The sequence below is a fragment of the Clostridium sp. YIM B02551 genome (genome assembly GCF_022324735.1).
In the GTDB taxonomy this organism is placed as follows: Bacteria; Bacillota; Clostridia; order Clostridiales; family Clostridiaceae; genus Clostridium_T; species Clostridium_T paridis.
This window is the reverse complement of the sequence record NZ_JAKGTF010000002.1, coordinates 179601-204851: the sequence shown is the minus strand read 5'-3', so window position 1 is coordinate 204851 and position 25251 is coordinate 179601. Positions and strand designations below refer to the sequence as shown.

22 protein-coding genes are annotated in these 25251 nt (G+C 30.3%); 15 read left to right on the top strand and 7 right to left on the bottom strand.

The window, feature by feature from the left end; all coding sequences use genetic code 11:
- Positions 1–4 precede the first annotated feature (4 nt).
- From argB to L1S47_RS03635, 5 genes are read right to left on the bottom strand one after another with little or no spacing between them, the layout of a single operon-like run.
- The gene (gene argB, locus L1S47_RS03655; protein ID WP_238882149.1) at positions 5–856 is read right to left on the bottom strand and encodes an acetylglutamate kinase; all 852 of its coding nucleotides are present in this window, start codon (positions 854–856) and stop codon (positions 5–7) included.
- A 15-nt stretch (positions 857–871) separates the two neighbouring features.
- Entirely contained in the window at positions 872–2095 is a 1224-nt protein-coding gene (argJ, locus tag L1S47_RS03650; protein ID WP_238882148.1) for a bifunctional ornithine acetyltransferase/N-acetylglutamate synthase, read from the bottom strand.
- A 53-nt stretch (positions 2096–2148) separates the two neighbouring features.
- Positions 2149–3183: an N-acetyl-gamma-glutamyl-phosphate reductase gene (argC, locus tag L1S47_RS03645; RefSeq protein WP_238882147.1), complete on the bottom strand. Its 1035-nt coding sequence runs from the start codon at positions 3181–3183 to the stop codon at positions 2149–2151.
- 34 nt (positions 3184–3217) lie between these two features.
- On the bottom strand, positions 3218–4603 hold the full coding sequence (gene argH, locus L1S47_RS03640; RefSeq protein ID WP_238882146.1) for an argininosuccinate lyase: 1386 nt from the start codon (positions 4601–4603) through the stop codon (positions 3218–3220).
- Between the two features lie 2 nt (positions 4604–4605).
- Positions 4606–5832 carry an argininosuccinate synthase gene (locus L1S47_RS03635; RefSeq protein WP_238882145.1) on the bottom strand — a complete coding sequence of 409 codons (1227 nt, stop codon included), beginning with the start codon at positions 5830–5832 and terminating at the stop codon, positions 4606–4608.
- A 308-nt stretch (positions 5833–6140) separates the two neighbouring features.
- Here L1S47_RS03635 and L1S47_RS03630 point away from each other — a divergent pair, with 308 nt between their 5' ends.
- The 5 genes from L1S47_RS03630 to L1S47_RS03610 all read left to right on the top strand — a co-directional run bounded on the left by L1S47_RS03630 (position 6141) and on the right by L1S47_RS03610 (position 11813).
- The gene (locus L1S47_RS03630) at positions 6141–6836 is read left to right on the top strand and encodes an ABC transporter ATP-binding protein (protein ID WP_238882144.1); all 696 of its coding nucleotides are present in this window, start codon (positions 6141–6143) and stop codon (positions 6834–6836) included.
- 3 nt (positions 6837–6839) lie between these two features.
- On the top strand, positions 6840–8180 hold the full coding sequence (locus tag L1S47_RS03625; protein ID WP_238882143.1) for an ABC transporter permease: 1341 nt from the start codon (positions 6840–6842) through the stop codon (positions 8178–8180).
- 13 nt (positions 8181–8193) lie between these two features.
- Positions 8194–9474: an FtsX-like permease family protein gene (locus tag L1S47_RS03620; protein WP_238882142.1), complete on the top strand. Its 1281-nt coding sequence runs from the start codon at positions 8194–8196 to the stop codon at positions 9472–9474.
- 123 nt (positions 9475–9597) lie between these two features.
- The gene (locus L1S47_RS03615) at positions 9598–10305 is read left to right on the top strand and encodes a response regulator transcription factor (protein ID WP_202769445.1); all 708 of its coding nucleotides are present in this window, start codon (positions 9598–9600) and stop codon (positions 10303–10305) included.
- An 11-nt stretch (positions 10306–10316) separates the two neighbouring features.
- Positions 10317–11813, top strand: a complete 1497-nt coding sequence (locus L1S47_RS03610) for a HAMP domain-containing sensor histidine kinase (protein ID WP_238882141.1) — start codon at positions 10317–10319, stop codon at positions 11811–11813.
- 81 nt (positions 11814–11894) lie between these two features.
- Here L1S47_RS03610 and L1S47_RS03605 read toward each other — a convergent pair whose 3' ends face one another.
- Positions 11895–12275 carry a DUF4363 family protein gene (locus L1S47_RS03605; RefSeq protein ID WP_238882140.1) on the bottom strand — a complete coding sequence of 127 codons (381 nt, stop codon included), beginning with the start codon at positions 12273–12275 and terminating at the stop codon, positions 11895–11897.
- Positions 12272–12931 (bottom strand): DUF421 domain-containing protein, encoded by a 660-nt coding sequence (locus tag L1S47_RS03600; RefSeq protein WP_202769448.1) that lies wholly within the window; start codon positions 12929–12931, stop codon positions 12272–12274. Before L1S47_RS03600 ends, L1S47_RS03605 begins: the two co-directional genes overlap by 4 nt.
- Positions 12932–13064: 133 nt before the next feature.
- On the opposite strand from L1S47_RS03600, the gene L1S47_RS03595 reads away from it, so the two are divergent.
- From L1S47_RS03595 to L1S47_RS03550, 10 genes are all read left to right on the top strand, one after another.
- Complete coding sequence (locus L1S47_RS03595) at positions 13065–14723, top strand: nucleoside kinase (protein ID WP_238882139.1); 1659 nt, start codon at positions 13065–13067, stop codon at positions 14721–14723.
- Positions 14724–14856: 133 nt separating this feature from the next.
- Positions 14857–15537, top strand: coding sequence for an L-serine ammonia-lyase, iron-sulfur-dependent subunit beta (gene sdaAB / locus L1S47_RS03590; RefSeq protein WP_238882138.1), 681 nt, complete (start codon positions 14857–14859; stop codon positions 15535–15537).
- A 5-nt stretch (positions 15538–15542) separates the two neighbouring features.
- Positions 15543–16427 carry an L-serine ammonia-lyase, iron-sulfur-dependent, subunit alpha gene (sdaAA, locus tag L1S47_RS03585; RefSeq protein ID WP_238882137.1) on the top strand — a complete coding sequence of 295 codons (885 nt, stop codon included), beginning with the start codon at positions 15543–15545 and terminating at the stop codon, positions 16425–16427.
- A 20-nt stretch (positions 16428–16447) separates the two neighbouring features.
- A complete protein-coding gene (locus L1S47_RS03580) occupies positions 16448–17227 on the top strand; it encodes a hypothetical protein (RefSeq protein WP_238882136.1) in 780 nt (259 codons plus the stop codon).
- An 82-nt stretch (positions 17228–17309) separates the two neighbouring features.
- Positions 17310–19070: a DNA helicase RecQ gene (recQ, locus tag L1S47_RS03575; protein ID WP_238882135.1), complete on the top strand. Its 1761-nt coding sequence runs from the start codon at positions 17310–17312 to the stop codon at positions 19068–19070.
- A gap of 95 nt (positions 19071–19165) precedes the next feature.
- On the top strand, positions 19166–19495 hold the full coding sequence (locus L1S47_RS03570) for a YbjQ family protein (protein ID WP_238882134.1): 330 nt from the start codon (positions 19166–19168) through the stop codon (positions 19493–19495).
- Between the two features lie 198 nt (positions 19496–19693).
- The gene (locus tag L1S47_RS03565; RefSeq protein ID WP_202769455.1) at positions 19694–21616 is read left to right on the top strand and encodes a PrkA family serine protein kinase; all 1923 of its coding nucleotides are present in this window, start codon (positions 19694–19696) and stop codon (positions 21614–21616) included.
- Between the two features lie 4 nt (positions 21617–21620).
- The gene (gene yhbH, locus L1S47_RS03560; RefSeq protein WP_202769456.1) at positions 21621–22805 is read left to right on the top strand and encodes a sporulation protein YhbH; all 1185 of its coding nucleotides are present in this window, start codon (positions 21621–21623) and stop codon (positions 22803–22805) included.
- Positions 22795–24165, top strand: a complete 1371-nt coding sequence (locus L1S47_RS03555) for a SpoVR family protein (protein WP_238882133.1) — start codon at positions 22795–22797, stop codon at positions 24163–24165. Before yhbH ends, L1S47_RS03555 begins: the two co-directional genes overlap by 11 nt.
- Positions 24166–24322: 157 nt before the next feature.
- The gene (locus L1S47_RS03550) at positions 24323–25210 is read left to right on the top strand and encodes a metal ABC transporter solute-binding protein, Zn/Mn family (protein WP_238882132.1); all 888 of its coding nucleotides are present in this window, start codon (positions 24323–24325) and stop codon (positions 25208–25210) included.
- Positions 25211–25251 lie beyond the last annotated feature (41 nt).

The following is a 25251-nucleotide window of genomic DNA, read 5'->3' as shown; positions in this document are numbered from 1 at the left end:
CCCCTTAATAAATCATAGTTCCAATACCCTCATCTGAGAATAATTCTAGAATTAAAGAATGTTCAACTCTACCATCTATAATGTGAGCCTTTTTAACACCCATTCTTACTGATTCCATACAACAACCTATTTTAGGAATCATTCCTCCTTGTATAACATTTTCTAGATGAAGTTTTGGAATTTCATGTAATCTCAATTCAGATATAAGAGTTGAAGGATCTTTAGGATCTCTCATGACTCCAGGAACATCTGTAAGAAGCATAAGACTTTCAGCTTTTAGGGCTGAAGCAATCTTAGCTGCGCAGGTATCGGCATTTATGTTATATACTTTTCCATCCTCACCTAATGCAATACTACCTATAATAGGGATGTATCCATCTGCAAGAGTTCTTTCAATTATTTCAGTATTAACCTTAGTAATTTCCCCTACGTTCCCTAGATCAATTTCACTTGATAGTTTTTTTGCTTTTATCATAGAACCATCAATGCCACATAGACCTATAGCTTTTCCTCCATAACCTTCAATTAACTTTACTAAGTCTTTATTAACCTTGCCACCAAGAACCATTTGTACAATATCTATTGTTTCTTCATCGGTGTATCTTAATCCATTAATAAATGTACTTTCTTTATTAATCTTCTTCAAAAAGGAGGAGATGTCAGGACCACCACCATGAACTACAACAACATTTATGCCAACACATTTCATCAATATAAGATCATTAATAACTCCTTGTTTCAAGTCTTCATTAATCATAGCATTTCCGCCATATTTAACTACTATTGTTTTACCAGAGTATTGTTGGATGTATGGTAGTGCCTGAACTAATATATTTGCCCTTTCAATATGGTTCAATTTCATTTTCCTCCTTTAAGATCTATAATCTCCGTTTATTTTTACATAATCGTAAGTTAAGTCGCAGCCCCAACATGTTACAGTATTACTCCCTGCTTTCATATCTACTAGTATTTGAATTTCTTTTTCTAAAAGTATATTCTTAGCTATTTCTTCGGAGAAATTCAAGGGACTTCCATTTTCACAAACTTTAATAGTACCAACAGAACTTCCAAAAGTTAAATCAACTTTTAATGGATCAAAATCAATGCCTGAATATCCTAAAGCGCATAGAATTCTACCCCAATTAGCATCGCTTCCAAATATTGCAGCCTTTACTAAGCTTGAAGAAATAACTGACTTACTAAGTAGCTCACCTTCCTCTTCAGACTTGGCATTAAGCACAGTACATTCAATTAGTTTGGTGGCACCTTCACCATCTTTAGCTATCATTTTTGCTAGAGAAATTGTTATTGTCTTTAAAGCCTCTAAAAATAAAAGATAATCCTCATTTTCTTCATCTATTAGGTTATTTTCTGCAAGACCATTTGCTAAGATGGTTACCATATCGTTGGTTGAAGTATCTCCATCTACTGAGATACGATTATAACTGATGTTAACGCTAGCTTTAAGAGCCTTATCTAGTAGAGTAGGAGATATGTTTATATCTGTAGTTATAAAAGAAAGCATTGTTGCCATATTAGGGTGTATCATACCAGAGCCTTTTGCCATAGCACCAATAGTAACTTTTTTGCCAGATAGTTCAAATTCTAATGCAAGAGTTTTTTCGAAGGTGTCTGTTGTCATGATGGCTTCGGTAGAAGCTAGATATCCATTTTCACTTAAAGAACCAACTAAAGTTGGAATAGAATCCTTTATTTTATCTATATCTAATTGAACCCCTATAACACCAGTTGAAGCAACGATAACATCCTCAGTATTATAATTTAATGCATTAGCTACAAATTCACACATTTTTCTTGCATTAGCTAGCCCAGTATCTCCTGTGCAAGTATTTGCATTACCGCTATTTATAATAATTGCTTTAGCTGTATTATTTTTTAAGTGATCTTTTGTTACAAGTAAAGGAGCACCTTTTACTTGGTTTTTAGTATATACAGCGGCAGCATTACATTCTTTTTCAGATATTATTAGAGCTAAATCTTTTTTATCTTTATTTTTTTTAATTCCACAATGGATTCCAGACGAAGTAAATCCTTTTGGTGAGGTTACTCCGCCTTGAATATATTTTATAGTCATAAAAAAGCCCCCTTATTTATTTAGAGTTAAATATAATTTATTACATGAATAGATTAAAATGCAGGTGGAACAAAATCCAAGCCTTCTGTTTCATCAAAACCTAAAACTATATTCATATTTTGTATACCCTGACCAGCAGCTCCTTTAACCATGTTATCTAAACAGGAAATTAATATTAATTTATTATTTTCTTCATCATAATGAAGTGAAATATGACAATAGTTTGAAAGCTTAATATTATTTATTTTTGATGCCTCTCCTAAAGGTAGAATTTTTACAAAGGGCTTATTATCATAATAAGTGGAGTATTCTTTATGAAGCTCTTCTAAATCTATTTTGTCTTTTGGAGTAACATATATTGTTGATAAAATTCCTCTGTTTATAGGAAGAAGATGTGGTGTGAAAATTAATTTTACCTTTTCAGAGGAGATTGATGATAGCACTTCTTCAATTTCAGGTGTATGTCTATGGCTGGCTATTTTATATGCACTTAAACTCTCATTACAATCAGTAAAGTGGCTGCTTTGAGATAAGTTTCTTCCGGCTCCAGTAGTACCAGATTTTGAATCAGCAATTATTCCAGTTGGTTCTATGAGATTCATAGAAAGCAATGGAAGTAATGCTAGTTCGATAGAAGTTGCATAACAGCCAGGATTAGCAATTAATTTACTTTCTTTAATTTTTTCTTTATTGAGCTCTGGTAACCCATAAACTTCTTTTCCATGTAACTCAGGTATATCAAAGCTTTTCCCGTACCACTTTTTATATATAGATTCATCAGAAAGTCTAAAATCAGCCCCCATATCAATGCAGATTTTGCCTTTTGATAGTATTTTTTTTGCTATATGCTCACTTAATCCATGAGGAAGTGCTGCGAAAATAACATCACTTTTATCTATTACATCATCCTCTTCTGAACATATTAAGTTAGTAAGTTTATAGAAACTTGGATATATTTCTGATAGATTTTGCCCCTTAAAACTAACAGATGAAATAGCAGCAATTTCAACTTTTTTATGACTCATTAGAAGTCTTATAAGTTCAGCTCCAACGTATCCTGTTCCACCAATTATTCCGACCTTTATCAAATTAGTAGCCCCCTTTTTCTTTTAAAGTAAATACTTATAAATTCCTGTGATCCTGAATAAAGGATTTTAGAATATCTAACTGCATTTTAACTGATTGAGAACTTGGCCCCCCAATAACCTTTCGTTCTTCAACACAAGTCTCCAGTGATATAGCGTTATAAATATCTTCTTCAAATTCTGGTGAAAATTCTTTTAATTCTTTTAAAGATAATTCTTCAATATTCTTATTTTCATTTATACATTGTAAAACGATAGCCCCAACAACTTCATGTGCGTTTCTAAAAGCAACACCTTTTTTTACTAAATAGTCAGCAACATCTGTAGCATTAGTAAAGCCGCCAAGTGCCCCTTTTCGCATATTATCTTTTTTTACTTTTAGGGTTTTTAACATACCATTAAAAGTTCTAATTGAAAGGAAAGTAGTGTCTAATGCATCAAATAAAGCTTCTTTGTCCTCTTGCATATCCTTGTTATAAGCTAAAGGAATTCCTTTCATAAAGGTTAGAAGAGTGATTAAGCCCCCATAAACTCTTCCTGTTTTCCCTCTAACTAATTCTGCAACATCAGGATTTTTCTTTTGAGGCATTATTGAACTACCTGTAGAATAAGCATCATCAAGTTCTATAAAGTTAAATTCTCCAGTACACCATAAGATTATCTCTTCTGAAAATCTTGAAAGGTGCATCATTATCATGGAAAGTGTAGAAAGAGTTTCGATGACATAATCTCTATCTGATACAGCATCCAAGCTATTTAAGCAAATACCAGAAAAACCAAGCTCTTTAGCAACCATTTCTCTGTCAATTGGGTAGGTAGAGGTTGCTAATGCACCACTACCTAATGGCATTTGATCCACTCTTTTATAACCATCTAATATTCTTCCTATATCTCGCTTGAACATTTCACCATAAGCTAATAAGTGATGAGCAAAAGTAATAGGTTGAGCTTTTTGAAGATGCGTATAACCTGGCATAATAGTTTGGATGTTTTCTTGTGATTTTAATAATATTGTCTCTTGTAAGTCTAAAAGAGTATTAACAAGAGAAGACAAACTCTTCTTTAAATACAACCTTGTATCCAAAGTAACTTGATCATTTCTACTTCTACCAGTATGAAGTTTTTTTCCTTCATCCCCAATATAATAGGTAAGAGTAGCTTCAATAAAGGAATGTATATCTTCAGAAGATTGATCTATCTCAATAACCCCATTTTCAATTCGTTTATTTATTTCCAATAAGCCATAAATAATTTTTTCACCGTCTTCTTTTGGGATAATATTTTGATGAATAAGCATTTTGACATGAGCTAGGCTTCCTTCAATATCTTCTTTAAACATCCTTCCGTCTGTTCTTATAGAAGAATTGAAATCATTAACTAGTGTGTCTACGGCTTTTTCAAATCTTCCGCCCCATAACTTCATAATTATTTCACTCCATCCATTTTTGCGTCCATTTTTGCTTTTACTGTAATTGGCAACCCAAATAGGTTAATGAATCCTTCAGAATCTTTTTGGTCATATACTGCATCCTCACCAAAAGTTGCATATTCTTCTGAATATAATGAGTAAGGTGAAGAAGTTCCAGCAGTTACTATATTACCTTTATAAAGTTTAAGTTTTACTTCTCCAGTTACTGTTTCTTGAGTTTTATCAACAAAAGATGAAAGAGCTTCTCTTAAAGGAGTAAACCATTGTCCATAATAAACTAATTCAGCAAATTTTAAGGCTACCTGGTCCTTGTAGTGTAGTGTGTCTCTATCTAAACATAAATATTCTAATTCCTTGTGAGCATAGTAAAGTATTGATCCACCTGGTGTTTCATAAACACCTCTTGATTTCATACCAACCAAACGGTTTTCTACTATATCAATAATTCCAACGCCATTTTCTCCACCAACTTTATTCAATGCTTTGATTAATGAAACCCCATCAAGCTTTTCACCATTTAAAGCAACTGGAATTCCTTTTTCAAATGAAAGAGTTATATAAGTTGGAGAATCAGGTGCTTTTTCTGGGGAAACCCCCATTTCTAATATCTCATCATATTTTGGCTCATTATTTGGATCTTCTAAATCTAATCCCTCGTGACTTAAGTGCCATAGATTTTTATCCTTTGAATAATTTGTTTCATAAGTTATTTTAATTGGAACATTCTTTTTAATTGCATATTCAATTTCTTCTTCTCTTGATTTCAGTTCCCATATTCTCCAAGGAGCAACTATTGGCATATCAGGTGCAAAGGCTTTTATAGTTAACTCAAAACGAACTTGGTCATTGCCTTTTCCTGTGCAACCATGAGCAATTGCATCAACTCCTTCAGCCTTTGCAATTTCAACCATTCTCTTTGCAATAACTGGTCTAGCAAAGGAAGTTCCAAGTAAGTACTTTCCTTCATAAACTGCTCCAGCTTTTAAAGTTGGGAATATATAATCATAAACAAATTCTTTTTGTAGATTTTCAATATATATCTTAGATGCTCCCGTTTTAATAGCTTTCTCTTCTAAACCTTCTAGTTCATCATCACCTTGACCAACGTCACCTACTACGGCTATAACTTCTTCAGAGCCATAGGTTTCCTTAAGCCATGGAATTATTATTGATGTATCTAAACCACCAGAATATGCTAATAAGATTTTGTTAAATTTTTTCATTAATAGTACCCCCTTAGAATTACCAATTTGTGATATTATTCATTATAAGTCCTAATGAATAATTATGCAATAAATACTTATAAAATTCTTTTTTATTTATAAAATCATTAAAAGTAAAGGTTTAACACGAAATGATATGCAAATATGTGCATAAAAAATACATATTTATTTATCATGCGGCTGAATAAAGTTTAGCATTTATGGTAATAATTTGATGGAATTAAGATAATCTTAAGATATAGATTATGATAAATTAAGGTTATTTATTTATAATAATCTTTAAAAATGAGTATAAAGGAAGGCAAGTTATGATTGAGATATCAAATGTTACCAAAAAGTATAGAATGGGAAAAGAAACGGTTGAAGCTTTAAGAGGAATTAACCTAAAGATTGAAAATGGTGAATTCATAGCTATACTAGGTCCTTCAGGATCAGGTAAGTCAACTCTTATGCATATAATTGGAGGACTTGATAAACCAACTAGTGGGACAATATCTGTGGAAGGAAAGGATATTTCTAAATTAAAAGATAAGGAGATGTCAAAGTATAGAAATTCTACAATAGGATTCGTTTTTCAAGCTTTTAATTTGGAAAATACACAAACTGCATTAGAAAATGTAATGATGCCATTAATTTTTTCAGGTGCATCTAAAAAGGAAAGAAAGATTAAAGCCTTAAAAGCATTAGAATTAGTAGGATTAACTGATTTGTCAAAACATAAGCCTACAGAAATGTCAGGTGGACAAAGACAAAGGGTTTCTATTGCGAGAGCACTTGTAAATGATCCAGCTATAATATTTGCTGATGAACCTACAGGAAATTTAGATTCTAAAACTGGAAGTAAGATAATGAATGTATTTAAAGAATTAAATGAAAAAGGATATACGATAATTATGGTAACACATAATGAAAAAGAGGCTCTCAGAGCTAATAGAATTGTAAGAATTCAAGATGGTGAAATAGTTGCAGATAGCAGCAGTGACTCTCAAGTAAGGGAGGGATAATAGATGAAGTTTAAAGATTCCATTGGTATGGCGTTTAGGGATTTAAAAAGAAGAAAAGGAAGAACCTTTTTAACTACTTTAGGAATTACTATTGGAACTATGTTATTAATATCAATGGTTGGCCTTGGTATTAACTTCAAAAGAGTTTTACTAGAAAATTTAAATAGTGATGCAAGTAGTAAGCTAATAAGTGTTAGTAATATTAAGAGTAATGTGGACACAGATGAGACAATGGATCTAAATTCTGAAAATGATTATAATGCATGGATGGAAGAAAACTCTTTGAAGATAGATAAAACTACATTAGGTGAAATTAGAAAAATTGAAGGTGTAGATAGTATAAGAGCATATATTAGTGATTCGACAAACTATAGATATAATATTGCAGACAAGGATTATGAAGGAACTATTAGTTTAATAGGTGCTAATTTAGATGATCAACTAATAACTAATAGTGCAATAAGTGATAAAAGAGAAAGTAAAAAGGATAAGTCTATAAATTTTATTAAATATGGTTCTACACTAACTAAAGGGGAAAAAGGACAGGTATTACTTGGAGAAAATGTAATACTTGATAATAAGATAGATAATCCAGAAGCATTAATAGGAAAAACTTTTAAGGTTACAGTTGATACAATTGGTCTAGTAAAAGTAAACCCCTTTGTTAAGGAATTTAAAATAGCAGGAATTATAGATAAAAATTTTACTGAGGCTTCATCAATAGTAGTTAGTGATGAAGATTTGAGTGAAGTATTATCATTTAAGGAATCGTCAAAGAATTACTTACAAGAGAAAGGATATTCTAATATATCTGTTGCAGCAAAGGATATAAAGAATGTAGATGGCATAGTAACTAAAATTGAAGATTTAGGTTATATGACAACATCAGCACAAGAAATGGCTAAATCAATTAATAAAATGTTAAATGGTATAAGCTTGATATTATCGTCCTTAGGTGTAATAGTTTTAGTGGTTGCTGCTATTGGAATTATTAATACTATGATTATGGCAATATATGAAAAGTTCAGAAGTATTGGTGTAATGAAAGCAGTCGGTGCAAGTTCAAGGGATATAAAAAATATATTTCTAGTACAATCTTCTTCCATTGGATTAATTGGAGGTGTTACAGGAGTTATATTAGGCTTTTCCTTAATTAAATTAGGACAAATTTTTATAAATATATATTTGAAGAGTAAAGGGTATTCAATGACATTAGAGTTCGGATTGCCAATATGGCTTGTAGTTGCTTCAGTTGGTTTTTCAATATTATTAGCTTTAATTGCAGGGATTTATCCAGCAAGCAGAGCATCAAAATTGAATCCAGTAGATGCATTACAAAGTTAGGAGGTGTAACTAAATGAAGTTTACTGATGGAATTAAAATGGCATTTTCAGACATAAGAAGAAGAAAGCTAAGGAGTTTTCTAACTATTGTAGCGATATCAGTAGGAAGCCTTTTGCTCATGGCTATGCTTGGACTAGGAGATACCTTAGCAAAACAGGTTGAGAATATGTTTTCTACATTCTCAGATACACAAGAAATAACAGTTTTTAATATTAAACCTTCTGCAGCAGGTTCAGTTAGTATTAATGTAGGCGTGCAAGATAAAAATGCAGCTGGTCAAAAAAGAGAAACTAAAAATATTACTACAGAAGATTTAGATAAGATAAGTAAAATTTCTGGAGTAGAATATGTCAAGGCAATATTAGAAACAAAGCTAACTGGTGTTACTATAGAAGGAAGCAGTGTACAAAATAAAGGTGTTACATTAAGAGGATATAATTTCAACTACTACAAATCATTCAAAAGTGATTTAGCCTATGGAAATGATTTTTCCAATGATAAAAATGAGATTATTGTTGGTGAGAAGTACTTAAAAGCTATTGGGATAGATAATGGAGAAGATGTTTTAGGTAAGGAAATTACTTTAAAAGTTGATGCACCAGTTATAAATGGAGTAGCAGTAAGACAATCATTCTCTACTAAAGGAAAGATAGTGGGGGTATTAAAAGAAAGCAGTGATGAAAAGAGAAATATAATTTGTTCCCAGCAAGTAGCAGAGGAAGTTTTAAATTATTACTCAGAGAAAACAGATTATTTCAAAGAAACTGGTTATCCAAGCCTTGTTGTAAGAGCAAAAACTCTCGATGATGTTAAAACTATTAATGATGAAGTAAGGAATAAAGTAGGTTTTGAGACATTTACAATGGCAGAATTATCTCAAAAGATGGCAGCAGCTACAAAAAGCTTTAAATTAATCTTTTCTGTTGCTGGAGTAATAGTTATTCTGGTTGCTAGTATTGGATTAATTAATACTATGAATATGAGTATACAAGAAAAGAAAAAAACTATAGGAATTATGAAGGCAGTAGGAGCATCAAGAAGAGCAATAAAAAACATATTTTTAGTTCAAGCAGCTTTACTTGGAATTTTAGGTGCAATTTTAGGCTGTGCTGTAGCAGCTATAATCACAGTTGTACTTAATACTTATGTTTTAAAAGAAACTCAAGTAGTATTGAGTCTGGTAAACCTAGGAATATGTTTTGGAATAACTTTTGTCATATCAACCATTTCAGGCTTGATGCCAGCATCTAAGGCATCTAAGATGAATGTTGTTGAAATAATTAGTTATGAATAATTAGATATGGTTTTCTAGTAAAACTCAGCTACTGCTGGGTTTTGCTTTGCTTTTTTGTAAGTAGAATATTATATAATATTTTTAAGTAATGTAATATAATGGTTTTATCAAGGGGGAGATAAAATGCGAAATATCTTAATTGTAGACGATGAAGTAGAGATAATTGAGTTGATAGAATTATACTTAGAAAAGGATGGCTATAGGGTTTATAAAGCAGAAGATGGAATTGAAGCATGGAGAATCATAACTAGTGAGAAAATAGATCTAGTTTTATTAGATATAATGATTCCAGGGATAGATGGATATCAATTAGTAAAGAAAATTAGAGAGAGATATAATATACCGGTTATTTTTATATCGGCTAAGAGTGATGCAAATGATCTAATACTTGGATTAGGTTTGGGAGCAGATGATTACATAATTAAGCCATTTAATCCTCTTGAATTAAGTGCAAGAGTTGGAGCACATATAAGAAGATTTACTGAGCTTAAAGGAGAAGAAGCAGAAATTGTTAATGATATAAAGAGTGGAAAGATAATATTAGGGACCCTTGTTCTTGATGAAAATCAATGTATGCTTTTAAAAGATAATAGAGAAATTATAATGACAGTAACTGAATATAAAATCATGAGATTTTTGATGAAAAATCCTAATAAGGTATTTACAAAAAAACAGATATTTGAACAAGTATGGGAAGATGAGTATTACGGAGATGACAATACAATTATGGTTCATATAAGTAATATTAGGGACAAGATAGAAGAATGTCCAAGGTCACCTAAATACCTTAAAACTGTTAGAGGGTTAGGCTATAAATTTCAATGGGACTAAGTGGTGAAAAGATGTTCAAAAAACTTAAGTTAAATAAAATTAAACCATCAGGTATTTTTTTTAAGATTACACTAGGAAATATAGTTATAATTTCTATGACTGTTTTTTTGTTTTTAGTGTTATCTATTGTTTTTGCATTATTTATGGTCAAAGTTTCATCTGATACAATGAAGGATAATAATATAAAAAATTATATAGATTCATTAGTTAAAGAAGACTATGAAAATATAGATATTTCAGTTTTATCAAAATATGATGGATGGCTTGAAGTAATTAAAGATAACAAAATAGTATATATCAAAGGAAATAAGCTAGATAAAGTAACTGAATATTCTACAGGAGAACTAGTAGATATTTTGCAAGAAACATATAATTCACCTTCAGCTGATGTTAATCTAAAAGAATATGTATTTGGTAAAAGCTTTAAAGATAAGGCTGGAAATGAAATGATTTTATTAGTCAAGTTTCCTGCAGATGAAAATAAGGATACAAAATTAAGGTCAATGATGAATAGTACTACACCGAGCTTTTATTATGATGAAAAAAATTTAGATGAAAAAATAAAAAAGATAATGTTATTGATTTACGGCGGTTTCTTTATAACTAGTTTAATATTCTTATTATTAATAAGTAAGTTGATTTCAAAGAATATAGCTAATCCTATAAAGCATATTATTAAGGGTATTGAGGAAATAAGTAGTGGGAATTACTCAAATAGAATTAATTGCAGAGCAGATAGTGAATTAGCAACTATTAGAGACGCTTTAAATTCAATGTCTGAAAAGATTCAAAAGACAGAAGAAGAAAAAAATAAGATAGAAGAAAATAAAAAGATAATGATTGCAGATATTTCTCATGATTTAAAGACTCCTATTACCTCAATTGAAGGATATGCAATAGCACTTAGAGACGATATGGTTGCAGATCCCATTAAAAGAAAAAAATATTTAGATTATATTTTAAAGAAAAGTGAAAGAATGAATTATTTAATTGACGAATTATTTTCATTTTCCAAAATGGATGCATCTACGTTTAAATTAAATTTAGAGAAGATTGATATATGTGAATTTTATAGAAGAACTATAATTGAACATCTACCTGAGCTAGAGAAAAGTAAGTTTAGTTACGAAATAAATATATATGATAAACCGATATTTATAAATATTGATAAACAGGAGATGTATAGAGCAATATCAAATTTGATATCAAATTCACTTAAATATAATCCAGTAAGGACAAAAATTATATTTAATTTGACAAAAGTGAAGGAAGAAGTTTTTATTGAAGTAGTTGATAATGGGATAGGAATGGATAAAGATTTTCAAGAAGTAGTATTCAATGAATTTACAAGAGGTGATAAAACGAGAGTAAGTTCAGGAGGAGCAGGACTCGGACTAGCTATTTCAAAAAAAATTATTGAATTGCATGGAGGAAAAATTGAATTATATAGTACATTAGGGATTGGAACATCATTTAAGATAAGTTTAATGCTTAATCATAATTTATAAAATTAATAGTATTTTTAAATAGATAAGAAAGAAATTGTAGCATAGAGAACAGAGAAATTCCTCAGTTTTCTATGCTATGGTTTAGAAAATATTTTTTATACTAACTTCCTGCAAGTCTAGTATATAATTAGTTGAAAATTTTATAGCATGTAATGAAGCTAAAGCTTCTTCAGGATTATGATATTTGATGTATTGACTTAGCTTTGAAGCTTCTATATTTAAGTTATCAAAGTCAGTATGATTTACATATAAAGCTACTGCAGAGGAATTATCTTTTATGTAATCTATTAATTCTACAGTTTTATCATAACTTTTTTCCCAATTCTCTTCAGTTATTAGTGTTTCAGTTTCTTCAGAGTTTTTCAATATATGTTCACAAATACCAGTGAGTTTCCCATTTGCATAAAAGAGAAACCCTAAAAGAGTAGCAAATAAAGCTATAGAAATTATTGAATTTCTCATTTCTTTTCACTCTCCATTTTTTCAAAGTCACCTTTTAGCTGATGTATTAGCTTTCCAGTACTATCTAGCAATACAATAAAGGTATCTTCAATATTTACGCCCTTGTTTTGTAGTTTTTGTTCTAGCCATTTAGTATCTTTGTTCATTTGTGATAAGGTTTCTTTATTATATTGACCATCAACATATAAAATTGCTGGTAAGTTCATCGTGGTATTATCCATAGGAATTATAGAAAGCTGACCATTGTTTTCTAGCAAAGCATATTTAATTTTAGATATATCTAGGTTTCCACTAATTCTTAATTCTTCCATGAGATCATCAAGATTTATTCTTTGACTCTTAAGTTCTTTTTCGTTTAGCTTTCCATTCTTAATTATTATTGAAGGATTACCATCAATAATTTTTCGCATAAAGTTACTTTTTAGCTGAAGTTCTGTTAAAATAAGTTCTAGAATCAAAAGTGACATTATAGGAATAATACCCAAAATTAATGGAAGTCTGACGTCTTGCATAGGAACAGTAGCAAGATCTGAAATAATTATAGTAATAACTAATTCATATGGTTGAAGTTCACCAATTTGACGTTTTCCCATAAGTCTAATTACTAAAACCACGAGAAGATATAAAATACATGTACGAAATATAACAATAAACATAAAAACACCTCAAAAATAATATTAACTATTAATGAGAAATATATGTATGGTTATGAATTTTCAAAGCTATGTTATATAATATAATAAGGTATAATTTGTCAATATGTTTAATTCTTTTAGGAGGTATTGGGAAATGAAAAGCTTAAGTTTAACATTATGTAATGGTAAAAGTATTGAAGTGAAACAGGGAACTATATTAAAAGATATAATAGAGAAATATTATGAAAAAGATGAAATGTCAATAATGCTCGCAAAGGTGAATGGAAGATTTCGTGAACTAAATAGCTCATTAGAAGAAAGTGGAACCTTTGAAGCAATAAAAAATAATACAGTAGAAGGCATGCAGGTTTATGGAAGAACAATGACTTTCATATTTATAAAGGCTACTTTAGATTTATTTCCTGATTCTAAAATAACTATGGAACATTCAATTAGTAAAGGAATCTATGGAGAAATTCATAAAGAAAAGGTATTAACTGAAGAAGATGTCAAGAATATAAAATCAAAAATGAAAGAATTGATTGATAAGAATCTGCCCATAAATAAGTTCAAAATATCTAAGCAGAAGGCCATAAATATCTTTGAAGGATATGGTATGGTTGATAAGGTAAAACTTTTATCGCATATGGAATTTGATAAGGTAAATGTTTATGAATTAGATGGAAGATATGATTATTTTTATGGTTATATGGCACCTAATACTGGAAGTGTTAGATTGTTTGATGTTATTTTTTATGATCAAGGATTTATATTAAGATACCCAGATGATAAAGCTCCTACGAAAATAATTGAGTTTAAGGAACATAAAAAATTATCCAGTATATTTAGAGAAACTGAGCAATGGCTCAATATTCTAGGAGTCGGAGAAGTGGGATCTTTGAATGATAAAATGATTTCTACAGATGCTCAAGATTTGATAAGAGTGTCAGAAGCACTTCATGAAAAGAAAATTGCATATATAGCAGATAAAATAAGTGACGAAAAAGAAGTTAGAGTAGTATTAATTGCTGGTCCTAGTTCATCAGGCAAGACTACATTCTCAAAGCGTCTATCTATTCAATTAAGAGTAAATGGTCTTCTTCCTATCCCCATTTCATTAGATGATTATTTTATAGATAGAGATAGGAGTCCCCTTGATGAAGAAGGGAAACCAGACTATGAAAATATTAATGCACTTGATTTAGATCTATTTAATAAGCACTTAGAATTACTTCTAAAAGGGGAAGAAGTTGAAATACCCATTTATAACTTTATTACAGGTACAAGAGAACCTGAAGGTAGACGATTTAGACTGCCTCAAAATGGAGTTTTAGTTATTGAAGGTATTCATGGGCTAAACAATCAATTAACTGAGTCAATTGCAGATAAAAATAAATTTAAAATTTATATTAGTGCATTAACACAACTAAATTTAGATAATCATAATAGGATAGCAACAACTGATATAAGAAAAATAAGAAGAATTGTTAGAGACTATCTTACTCGTGGATATGGAGGAGAACAAACTTTAGAAATGTGGCCATCAATTAAGAGAGGAGAGGAACGTAATATTTTTGTTTATCAGGAAGAAGCAGATGTTATGTTCAATTCAACTTTAGTATATGAGCTATGTGTCCTCAAAAGTTTTGCATTAAAAGAATTAAATAAGATAAATGAGGATAGTTCCGTATTTTATGAAGCTGAAAGACTGAAATCTTTTTTAAGTTTCTTTAAGGAAGTACCAGTAGATTTAGTACCCGAAAACTCCATATTAAGAGAATTTATTGGTGGAAGCTGTTTTTATAAATATTAATAAAGGGTTTTAAGTTCAACTAATAATTTATTCATGCCTGAAAATGTCCAGAAACCTATAGTATCAAACAAGAATAAGTTAAGTTTCCTATAAAAAGCCCTATAAATAATCAAAAGAAAAAGTGAGGAGCATTATGAAAAAGTATGATGTATTTGATATTATTGGTCCTATAATGATAGGACCCTCATCTTCACACACAGCAGGAGCAACAAGAATAGCTAGAATGGCTAGAATTGTTGCAGGAGAAGATATTAAAGAAGTTAGTTTCCTGCTACATGGTTCATTCTCAAAAACGTATAAAGGACATGGTACAGATAGAGCATTAGCTGCAGGCATTTTGGGAATGAATCCAAGTGATATTAGACTTAGAAATTCCCTTGATATAGCTAAAGAGGTTGGAATAAAAGTAGAATTCATTGAAGCAAATTTAGGAGAAGTACACCCCAATACTGTTAAGTGTATAATTACTGGAAAAACAGGAGTAGTATATTCATTAGTGGGATCCTCTATTGGAGGAGGAAATATTCAAGTAATTGAGATAAATAATCAAAAAGTTGATTTTACAGGAAATTATCCTACTTTAATAATTTCTCATAAGGATGTTCCAGGAAGTGTATCAAAAGTTACGGCTTTATTATATAAGGAAAATATTAATATAGCGTTTATGAAGGTATTTAGAAGTGAAAAGGGTAAAGATGCAACCATGTTATTTGAAGTAGATAATCCAATTCCAGATTTTATTATGGATGAGATTAAATCTATTAATGATATTTCAAAAGTTATAAGAATAAATCCAATAAAAGAAGGAGAATAACAATCATGTTTGCAAAAGATGGGTTAGAATTATTAGAGATATGTGAAAGTAAAGGTATATCTTTAAGTGAATATGCTATATTATACGAAATGGATTCTAAGGAAGCAACAAGAGAAGAAGTAATAGAATTAATGAGAAAGCATTATGAAGTAATGAAAAAGTCTTGCAGTGAAGGAATGGAGAAAGAAGTATATTCTGTAAGTGGGTTAATTGGTGGAGATGGATATAAAATAAAAAAATATTTAAATAGTGGAAAATCAATTACTGGAAATGTTATGATAAAAGCAATGGGAAGAGCAATATCCTGTGCTGAAGTAAATGCATCAATGGGGCAAATAGTAGCATGTCCAACTGCTGGGTCTTGCGGGATATTACCAGCAGTTATATTGACAGCTGGAGAAAAGTTAGAGTTATCTGAAGATGAACAAATAAGAGGATTATTTTCAGCCGCAGCATTAGGATTAATTATTGCACAAAACGCTACATTAGCAGGAGCAGAAGGTGGATGTCAGGCTGAGTGTGGCTCGGCAGCAGCCATGAGTGCAGCAGCAGTTGTAGAAATGATGGGTGGAAGTCCTAAAATGAGCTTGGATGCAGCGGCTATTGTATTTAAAAATATAATTGGATTAGTTTGTGATCCAATAGCTGGGTTAGTTGAAGTGCCTTGCGCTAAAAGAAACTTTGCAGGAGCAATTAGTGCACTTACAACAGCAGATTTAGTTATGGCAGGAGTCGAAAGCAAAATTCCTTTTGATGATGCTCTTTCTGCCGTATATACAGTAGGAAAAAACATGCCAAGTGAGCTAAGAGAAACCGCCTTAGGAGGGTTAGCAATAACTAAAACTGGGATGGAGTTAAAAGAAAAAGTATTTAATAATCTTGAAAAGTAACTTGTATAGGGGGAAAATTTATGAATTTTGTAGAAGAGGTTGAAAAATTTCAGCTTATTAAAGGCAGTGACGCATATGAAATGGCTAAGTTAGAAGTGCTTTTGAGACTTGAGAAAGTATACATAGCAACTAGAGGAGGGAATATAGCAGTTTTTCCATCAAATATGAATAGAACTAAATCCGTATATGTTTATACTAATAGAGAATTTATAAATGATGATGATAATAATTATGATGAGATTTCCTTAGAAAAGTTTAATATTATTTTAAAAAACAAAGGTAATAATTTTAATAATTGCTTTATTAATAATAATACTGAGTTTAGTATTATTTTAGCAGGAAATATACCTTATTTTATAAGAAGATATGATGATATATATTCTAAATCAATTAATTTTGATGTTAACTTCTCAAATACTGTGAGCGTTCAACCAAATGCAAATCCACAGACTAGTGTAGGTACTCAGACTTACAACATGGATAATAATATGCAAAATAGTAAAAATATTTTACCAGATAGAATATATTTAGTAGCTAGAGATGCTGCAGACCTAAATAATATTGATTACTATATAAGAACATCATCAAATGACAATTATGCATATTTGTATTACAGTTCAGCTCAAGGGAATAATAATGTTTTTAAAGAACAGTTATATTGGGCCAAATTAGTTGGAATAAGTAAAAATCATTTTATAGAAACAATAATGCCAGATTTAAAGCAAAAAGGTATAAATAAGATAATATTAAACTTTGGAACAAAAGATGGCACAATAGTAGAGATAAATGATATTATATAAGCTATTTATAGAAAACTCGGTTTATGCCGGGTTTTTATAGAATATGATTATTAAAATGCTTTTATGGATTAAAGGTGAGTAAATGTATTTAAGAAAAGAAGCAGAAAAAATATTACAAGATATATATGGATACACAGAATTTAAAGAAGGTCAATGGGAGATAATAAATAGCATACTTCATGGAAAAGACACATTTGGAATTTTATCTACTGGGGCAGGTAAATCAGTATGTTATCAGATTCCTGCATTGCTACTTCCGGGGATTACTTTGGTTATTTCTCCACTTATATCTCTTATGAAAGACCAAGTAGATAGTTTAAATCAATTGGGGATAGATGCAGTTTATATTAATTCTTCTATTACTTTAGAGAAGGTTAAGCTAATAGAAAAAGAGATACTTAGTGGTAAGTATAAAATTGTATATATGGCGCCAGAACGCTTAAATTCTAAGTTTACGTTAAAGTTATGCAATAGTATATTAATCTCACAAATTGCAATTGATGAAGCCCACTGCGTTTCACAATGGGGACATGATTTTAGAACTAGTTATAGAGAAATATCTCCATTTATATCGAAATTAAATTCTTCGCCTGTAATTTCAGCATTTACTGCCACTGCTACTGAAGAGGTAAGAAAAGATACTATAAAACTTTTAAACCTAAGAGATCCATATATATATATAGGAAGTTTTAATAGAGAAAATCTAATTATTTATATAAATAAGGAAGAAGATAAGCTGGAGTTTGTAAAAGATTATCTTCGAGATAATACAAGTAGCGGAATTGTGTATTGCCTTACTAAAAAAGAAGTAGATGGTTTATATGATTATTTAAATGATATAGGATTTTCTGTTGCAAAATATCATGGTGGAATGAAGGAAGAAGAGAGAAATTTTAATCAAGAAGAATTTCTTTTAGATAATAGAAATACAATGATAGCAACAAATGCATTTGGAATGGGAATAGATAAATCAAACATAAGATATATTATACATTTTTCTATACCTAAAAATCTTGAAAGTTATTACCAAGAGATAGGAAGAGGCGGAAGAGATGGTGAAAGCTGCAAGTGTCATTTGTTATATTCAAGAGAAGATATAGCATCAGTAGAATATTTAATTAATACTACAAGCTTGATTAATAGACGAGAAATAGAACTACGTAAACTTAATGAATTCCTAGCTTTTTGTGAAAGTGAAACGTGTTATAAAGAATATATATTAAATTACTTTGGAGAAAAAACCACTAATGGTTACTGTAATAACTGTTCTAATTGCTTTGAAAATGAGGATATACTAGATTTCACCATTGAAGCTCAAAAGATTTTATCTTGTGTATATAGAACTCAACAAAGTTATGGTATATCAGTTCTTATTGATATTCTAAGAGGGGTAAAGGGACCTAAAATAATTCAAAATACATTAAATAATCTTTCTACCTTTGGGATAATGAGGGAATATTCTTCTAGTTATATAAGAACTATAATTAAAGGGCTTATAGATAATGGATATGTGCAATTAAAAGAAGGCACTTATTCTATGCTTAAATTAAATGATAAGTCTATAAGAATCTTAAAAGGAGATTCAAAGGTATTTTTGAAGTTGGATAAGAGTGCAACAATGGTTTGTGAAGATGAAGAATTATTTAAAAAACTTAGAATTTATAGGAAAGACAAATCAGTTGAGGAAAAAGTTAAACCATATATATTGTTTAGTGATAGAACACTAATTGAATTAGCAAATAAAAAGCCAAAAAATGAAGAGGAGTTAATTTCAATTCAAGGGATAGGTGAGAGAAAACTTAAGAATTATGGTAGTGATTTATTAAAGATTATAAATAAATAGAGATATAGTAGAATTAAGATATTCTTAAGGGGATATTAATGTAGGCTAAAAGATGGCATGGTATAATATAGTAAAAAATGAAATGAGGGTTTAAAATGGATAAAAAGTTAGTTACTACAGCTTTTGATTTACATGGATATACAATTGTCGAGAATTTAGGCCTTGTTAGAGGGATAATAGTACGTTCAAGAAGCATAGTTGGTAATATTGGAGCAGGGTTACAAAGTATAGTAGGTGGGAATATAAGTATATATACAGATTTATGTGAAACTGCAAGAGAGGACTCTTTTGGACTTATGCTTGAACATGCAGATGAACTTGGAGCTAATGCAATAATAGGTGTTAGGTATGATGCAAATGAGGTATCTCAGGGAATAACAGAGGTACTATGTTATGGCACTGCTGTAAGAGTTGAGAAAAATTAAGTTATTAAGTTATTAAGTAAATAATAAGGTGAAAAAAGTAGAGGAAGGTTCTCTACTTTTTTTTGTTTATAAAATAAAACTGATAAAGTATTAATTTTTAATAGTAACTATTTAGTAGATATTATTACTTTGATAAATTTTTTTTGTAATAAGATGTTTATCTATATGAATATATTTAAACAAAGGAGGGATGTGCTTATGAACTTCAAGGAATTTATTCAAAGTGATAGAGAGAAGCATAACAAGTATAAATTTCAAGGTACATTTTTAGACTATTTAGAAATAGTTAAGGAAAATCCTGATGTAGCGAAGCTAGCTCACGAGAGAATATATGATATAATCCTAAGCCAAGGATTTAGTAATTTAAGGTCTGAGGATAATCCTAAAATTAAAAAGCTTTATGGTAGTGAAGGTGTTAAAAGGTATAATTTTTTCACAGAAGATTTTTTTGGAATTGATAAAGTTATTATGAAGCTTGTAAACTATTTTAAAGCTGCATCAATGAAAGGTGAAGAAGCAAGACAAGTTTTGTATCTTGTAGGACCGGTAGGAGCAGGCAAGTCTTCGTTAGTAGAATCACTTAAACAAGCATTAGAAACTGCTGACCCAATTTACTCATTAAAAGGATGTCCAATGCATGAAGAACCATTACACTTAATACCAAAGCATTTAAGAAAGAATTTTGAAGAATCTCTAGGTGTACAAATAGAAGGAGATTTGTGTCCAGTATGTAAATATAGACTTATCAATGAGTTTAATGGTAAATATGAAGATTTTCCTGTAGAAACAAAGAACTTTTCTATAAGAAGTAGAAAAGGGATAGGGGTAGTACCTCCTGTAGACCCAAATAATCAAGACACATCTATTTTAACAGGCTCAGTAGATATATCCAAAATGGATATGTACCCAGAAGATGATCCAAGAATTTTTTCTTTAAATGGAGCATTTAATGTTGGAAATAGGGGACTAGTTGAATTTATAGAAGTATTTAAAAATGATGTTGAATATCTACACACAATTATCACTGCGACTCAAGAAAAATCAATACCCTCACCAGGTAAAGGTTCCATGATATATTTTGATGGATTGATAATAGCACATTCTAATGAGGCTGAATGGAATAAATTTAAATCAGATCATACAAATGAAGCTATATTAGATAGAATAGTGAAGATAGAAGTACCATATTGTTTAGAATTAAACGAAGAAATAAAAATATATGAAAAGATTATAAATAAGAGTAATTTTAAGGCACATATAGCGCCACATACTCTAGAGATTGCAGCTATGTTTGCAATTTTATCAAGATTAGTACCATCAGCCAAAGTAGATCCTATTACAAAGCTCAAAATTTACAATGGCGAGGATATTGTAGAAAAAGGAACTACAAAGAGAATTGATATTGGTGAACTTAGAGAAGAAGCTGGACCGATGGAGGGAATGAAAGGGATATCAACTAGATTTATTATAAAGGCTATAGATAATGCTCTATCTAATTCGGAATTTAATTGTATTAATCCACTTTCAATAATGGAGACCATGATTAAGTCAGTTAAGGAGATGGACATATCTCAAGAGGAAAAGAAAAAGTATTTAGGCCTAATACAAGATAATATTAGAAAAGAATATAATAAGGTTCTCGAAAAAGAAATAACTAAGGCATTTATACATTCATTTAGAGAACAAGCTGAAAGTTTATTTAATAACTATATTGATAATGCAGAGGCGTATGTTAATAAAAGTAAGTTGAAAGATGTTGCTACAGGAGAAGAGTTAAATCCAGATGAAGTATTTATGAGGAGCATAGAAGAACATATAGGTATATCAGAAGCCTCTTCAAAGGGCTTTAGATCAGATGTAACTTCATATATGTTCTACGTAGTTAGAAATGGAGGAAAATTAGATTATACCTCTTATGAGCCACTTAAAGACGCAATAGAAAAGAAATTAATTGCATCAGTAAGAGATCTATCAAGAATTGTAACCAAATCTAGAGTTAGAGATAAAGAACAAGATGAAAAATATAATGCTATGGTAGAAGAAATGAAATTGAGTGGATACTGTTCACATTGTTGTGATGTAATTCTTAAGTATGCAGCCAATAATCTATGGAAGGATTGATAAAATGGCTGCAATATTTAGAGATAACTCAGAAACGCCAGTGGAGCATGATAGATCAATAGAGGATAGACGTAGGCATAGACAGTTAGTAGAGAAATCTATTAAAGAGAATCTAGGAGATATATTATCTGAAGAAAGTATAATTGGGGAAAGTAAGAATAAGAAATTTAAGATTCCCATTAGAGGAATAAAAGAATATCAATTTATATTCGGTAAAAATGCTAATGGAGTAGCAACTGGAACAGGAGAAGAAAAAAGAGGAGATAAGATAGGATCTTCAGAAGGAAATGGAAAAGGTAGTAATAAAGCAGGAAATAGTGAAGGTGAAGATATATACGAAACTGAAATCACTTTAGAAGAGTTGATGGACTATATTATTGAGGATCTAGATTTACCTAATCTAGATAGAAAAAAATATTCTGAAATAGTTACTGAAAGTAGCGGTAGAAAAAGAGGGTTTCAAAAGTATGGAATTAATCCAAGATTAGCAAAAAAGAAAACAGTTATGGCCAAAATAGCAAGAAAGCAAGGAAAGAAAAGAGCACTACTTGAGGCTAATAAAGAAGAGACATTGGAGAGATTTCCATTTAGGGAAGAAGATTTAAGATATCATAGAGTAAAGATGAAACCTAAAAAAGAGAGTAATGCTGTGCTTATGTTTATAATGGATGTATCTGGTTCAATGGACGTAAGTAAGAAGTATATGGCTAGAAGTTTCTTCTTTGTTCTATCAAAATTTATTAGGAGAAAATATAATAATATAGCTTTTGAATTTATATCACATACTACCTCAGCTAAACTAGTTAATGAATATGAATTTTTTCATAAGGCTGAATCAGGGGGAACGTACATTTCTTCAGGATTAAATTTAGCCTTAGACCTAATAAAGAAAAAATATCCGCCGGATTATTGGAATATTTATCCTTTCTATGCATCTGACGGAGATAATTGGAGTGAGGATAACGAAAGAGCATTAGAAGCAGTTAATAAGCTATGTGATGTTTGTAATATGATGGGATATGCAGAATTATTACCTTCAACATACTCTACAACAATGTATTATAGATTTCAAAAAGAGATAAATAGGAAGAATTTTTTATCTGTAGTGGTTAAGGAAAAGAAAGATTTGTGGCAAGGAATAAAATTCATGCTAAGTAAAGAGTTGAAGGAGGATTCCTATGGATTATAGCTTAAATGATCTTAAAAAGTGGAATGAAGTAATTGAGGACAAGGCAAGAGAATTAGGATTGAATTTCTATCCTCAAGAATTTGAAATAATAGGCTATAACGATATGATTTCTTATGAAGCATATGTAGGAATGCCATCTAGGTATCCACATTGGAGTTTCGGAAAGTCCTATGAAAAAACAAAAACATTGTATTCATTGGATTTGACTGGATTGGCATATGAAATGGTTATTAACTCTGACCCCTGCTTAGCATACTTAATGAGAGAAAATACTCAATTACTGCAAATATTAACTATGGCACATGTTTATGGGCATAATGATTTCTTTAAAAACAACAGGCTGTTTAAGGAAGGCACAAGAGCTAAAAATACTTTAGAGATGTTTAAGCTTGATGGAGATACAATTAGAAGATTTATTAATCATCCATCAATAGGATATGAAAAAGTGGAAAGAGTTCTGGATGCTGCACACGCTATTAAGTTTCAGATTCCAAGAGTGATAGGAGAAAAGAGAATAACCAATGAAGAAAGAAGAGAAAGAATGATGAGTGATTATAACAAGAGCATACAAGATAAAAATATACTGGATGAAGATAATTTAATAGAAGTTCCAGATATAAATAAAATTCCATTAGAGCCTGAAGAGGATGTGGTAGGATTTTTAATAGAGTATGGAGATCTAGAAGAGTGGGAGAAGACCATATTAAAAATAGTTAAGAGAGAAACTGAATATTTTTTACCACAGGTTGAAACCAAAATTATGAATGAAGGATGGGCTAGTTTTTGGCATTACAACATTTTAAATTCTTTAGATTTACCACAATCACTACAATTAGAGTTCTTAAAAAGGCATAATGATGTAATTGCTCCGATGGTTGGGGGCTTGAATCCATATTATATCGGATTTAGACTATTTCAATATATCGATGAGACCTATGGAAGAAAGAAAATATTTGAAGTAAGAGATATTGATAGAGATGCATCATTTTTAAGAAGATATCTCACAAAAGATTTATGTGAGGAATTGAATTTATTCCAGTATGGGAAAAAAGGCTTTGATTTTTTAGTTGAAGAAGTTTCAGATGAACAAGGATGGGAAAGTATAAGAGATTTGATTTCTTTCAATGCAGGATTAGGTTCAATACCAAGTATAAGGGTAATAGATTATAATGCAAAGGAAAATTCAATTGTACTTGAACACGTATTTGATGGAAGAGAATTAGAGCTTAATTATGCTAAAGAAACACTAAAATACGTGCAGGAGCTTTGGGGAAGAAAAGTGGTTTTAATAACTAAAGGTAAAAATGGAGATGGATTTAAAATAATATGCGATGAGAATAAAAAAATAATAACTCAATGATTTAGTTATAAAGTAATTAGGACAGAGACGTTTATGTCTCTGTCTTTTAGTTAATAAGATTAGAGAGGTGTTAAAGCTTGACAAGGTTTTTCGTAGATGATAGTATAATTAGGTAAATGCAAATCATTTGCATAAAGAAGAATCTTAGAGGTGTGTAATGAGGAAAAAAAGTTTAATATTTGTAATGCTGATTTTTAGCATAGTAGCCCTTTTTAGTGGTTGTAGTAATAAAAAAGAAGTTAGTGATGGAAAAATAAATGTTATGGTGAGTTTTAATCCACTAAAAGATTTTACTGAAGCCATCGGAGGAGAAAAAGTAAACGTAGAAAGTTTAGTTCCAGGAACTTCAGAACCTCATGATTTTGAACCAAAAACCAAAGATTTTGCAAAACTTACCGAGGCAGATATTTTTATATATAGTGGATTAGGATTAGAAGATTGGATTGAGGATGTTAAGAATAACATTGGTGATAGTAAAGTTAAATTGGTTGAAGCTACAGAAGGAATTAATGTGTTAAAAACTGATGGAGCTACAGATCCACATGCTTGGCTTTCTCTTGTAGATGCTCAAAAGATATGTGAGAATATAAAGAATAGTCTACAAGATAAAGATCCTAAAAATAAAGAGTATTATGAAACTAGATATAAAGAGTATAAGAATTCACTTCAAAAACTTTATGATGATAACACAAAAAGATTTAAGGATCTTAAGAATAGAGATTTTATAACGTCTCATGAAGCTTTTGGATACTTGTGTAGAGATTTTAATCTTCAGCAGAGATCTTTAGAAAATTTGTTTGGTGAGGGAGAAAATACTCCTCAAAAGCTTGCTGAAATAGTTACTTATGCAAAAGCAAATAAGATTAATACAATATTCATGGAGAATTCAGGTAGTGAAAAAGATGCTGAAACAATATCGAGAGAATCAGGTTCAAAAATACAAAAAATTTATACATTAGAAACTAGAGAAGATAATTTGAACTATTTAGATGCAATGAAAGAAAATTTGGATAGAATATATAATAGTTTAAGTTCAATAAATTAGGAAAAAGAAGGGATATATGTCTCTTCTTTTACTTATTTTTG

Excerpts from the sequence above, each read along its gene's own strand:
- argJ (WP_238882148.1), bottom strand. The coding sequence starts at position 2,095 with ATGACTATAAAATATATTCAAGGCGGAGTAACCTCACCAAAAGGATTT.
- argH (WP_238882146.1), bottom strand. The coding sequence starts at position 4,603 with ATGAAGTTATGGGGCGGAAGATTTGAAAAAGCCGTAGACACACTAGTT.
- L1S47_RS03635 (WP_238882145.1), bottom strand. The coding sequence starts at position 5,832 with ATGAAAAAATTTAACAAAATCTTATTAGCATATTCTGGTGGTTTAGAT.
- L1S47_RS03630 (WP_238882144.1), top strand. The coding sequence starts at position 6,141 with ATGATTGAGATATCAAATGTTACCAAAAAGTATAGAATGGGAAAAGAA.
- L1S47_RS03625 (WP_238882143.1), top strand. The coding sequence starts at position 6,840 with ATGAAGTTTAAAGATTCCATTGGTATGGCGTTTAGGGATTTAAAAAGA.
- L1S47_RS03620 (WP_238882142.1), top strand. The coding sequence starts at position 8,194 with ATGAAGTTTACTGATGGAATTAAAATGGCATTTTCAGACATAAGAAGA.
- L1S47_RS03615 (WP_202769445.1), top strand. The coding sequence starts at position 9,598 with ATGCGAAATATCTTAATTGTAGACGATGAAGTAGAGATAATTGAGTTG.
- L1S47_RS03610 (WP_238882141.1), top strand. The coding sequence starts at position 10,317 with ATGTTCAAAAAACTTAAGTTAAATAAAATTAAACCATCAGGTATTTTT.
- L1S47_RS03605 (WP_238882140.1), bottom strand. The coding sequence starts at position 12,275 with ATGAGAAATTCAATAATTTCTATAGCTTTATTTGCTACTCTTTTAGGG.
- L1S47_RS03600 (WP_202769448.1), bottom strand. The coding sequence starts at position 12,931 with ATGTTTATTGTTATATTTCGTACATGTATTTTATATCTTCTCGTGGTT.
- L1S47_RS03595 (WP_238882139.1), top strand. The coding sequence starts at position 13,065 with ATGAAAAGCTTAAGTTTAACATTATGTAATGGTAAAAGTATTGAAGTG.
- sdaAB (WP_238882138.1), top strand. The coding sequence starts at position 14,857 with ATGAAAAAGTATGATGTATTTGATATTATTGGTCCTATAATGATAGGA.
- sdaAA (WP_238882137.1), top strand. The coding sequence starts at position 15,543 with ATGTTTGCAAAAGATGGGTTAGAATTATTAGAGATATGTGAAAGTAAA.
- L1S47_RS03580 (WP_238882136.1), top strand. The coding sequence starts at position 16,448 with ATGAATTTTGTAGAAGAGGTTGAAAAATTTCAGCTTATTAAAGGCAGT.
- recQ (WP_238882135.1), top strand. The coding sequence starts at position 17,310 with ATGTATTTAAGAAAAGAAGCAGAAAAAATATTACAAGATATATATGGA.
- L1S47_RS03570 (WP_238882134.1), top strand. The coding sequence starts at position 19,166 with ATGGATAAAAAGTTAGTTACTACAGCTTTTGATTTACATGGATATACA.
- L1S47_RS03565 (WP_202769455.1), top strand. The coding sequence starts at position 19,694 with ATGAACTTCAAGGAATTTATTCAAAGTGATAGAGAGAAGCATAACAAG.
- yhbH (WP_202769456.1), top strand. The coding sequence starts at position 21,621 with ATGGCTGCAATATTTAGAGATAACTCAGAAACGCCAGTGGAGCATGAT.
- L1S47_RS03555 (WP_238882133.1), top strand. The coding sequence starts at position 22,795 with ATGGATTATAGCTTAAATGATCTTAAAAAGTGGAATGAAGTAATTGAG.
- L1S47_RS03550 (WP_238882132.1), top strand. The coding sequence starts at position 24,323 with ATGAGGAAAAAAAGTTTAATATTTGTAATGCTGATTTTTAGCATAGTA.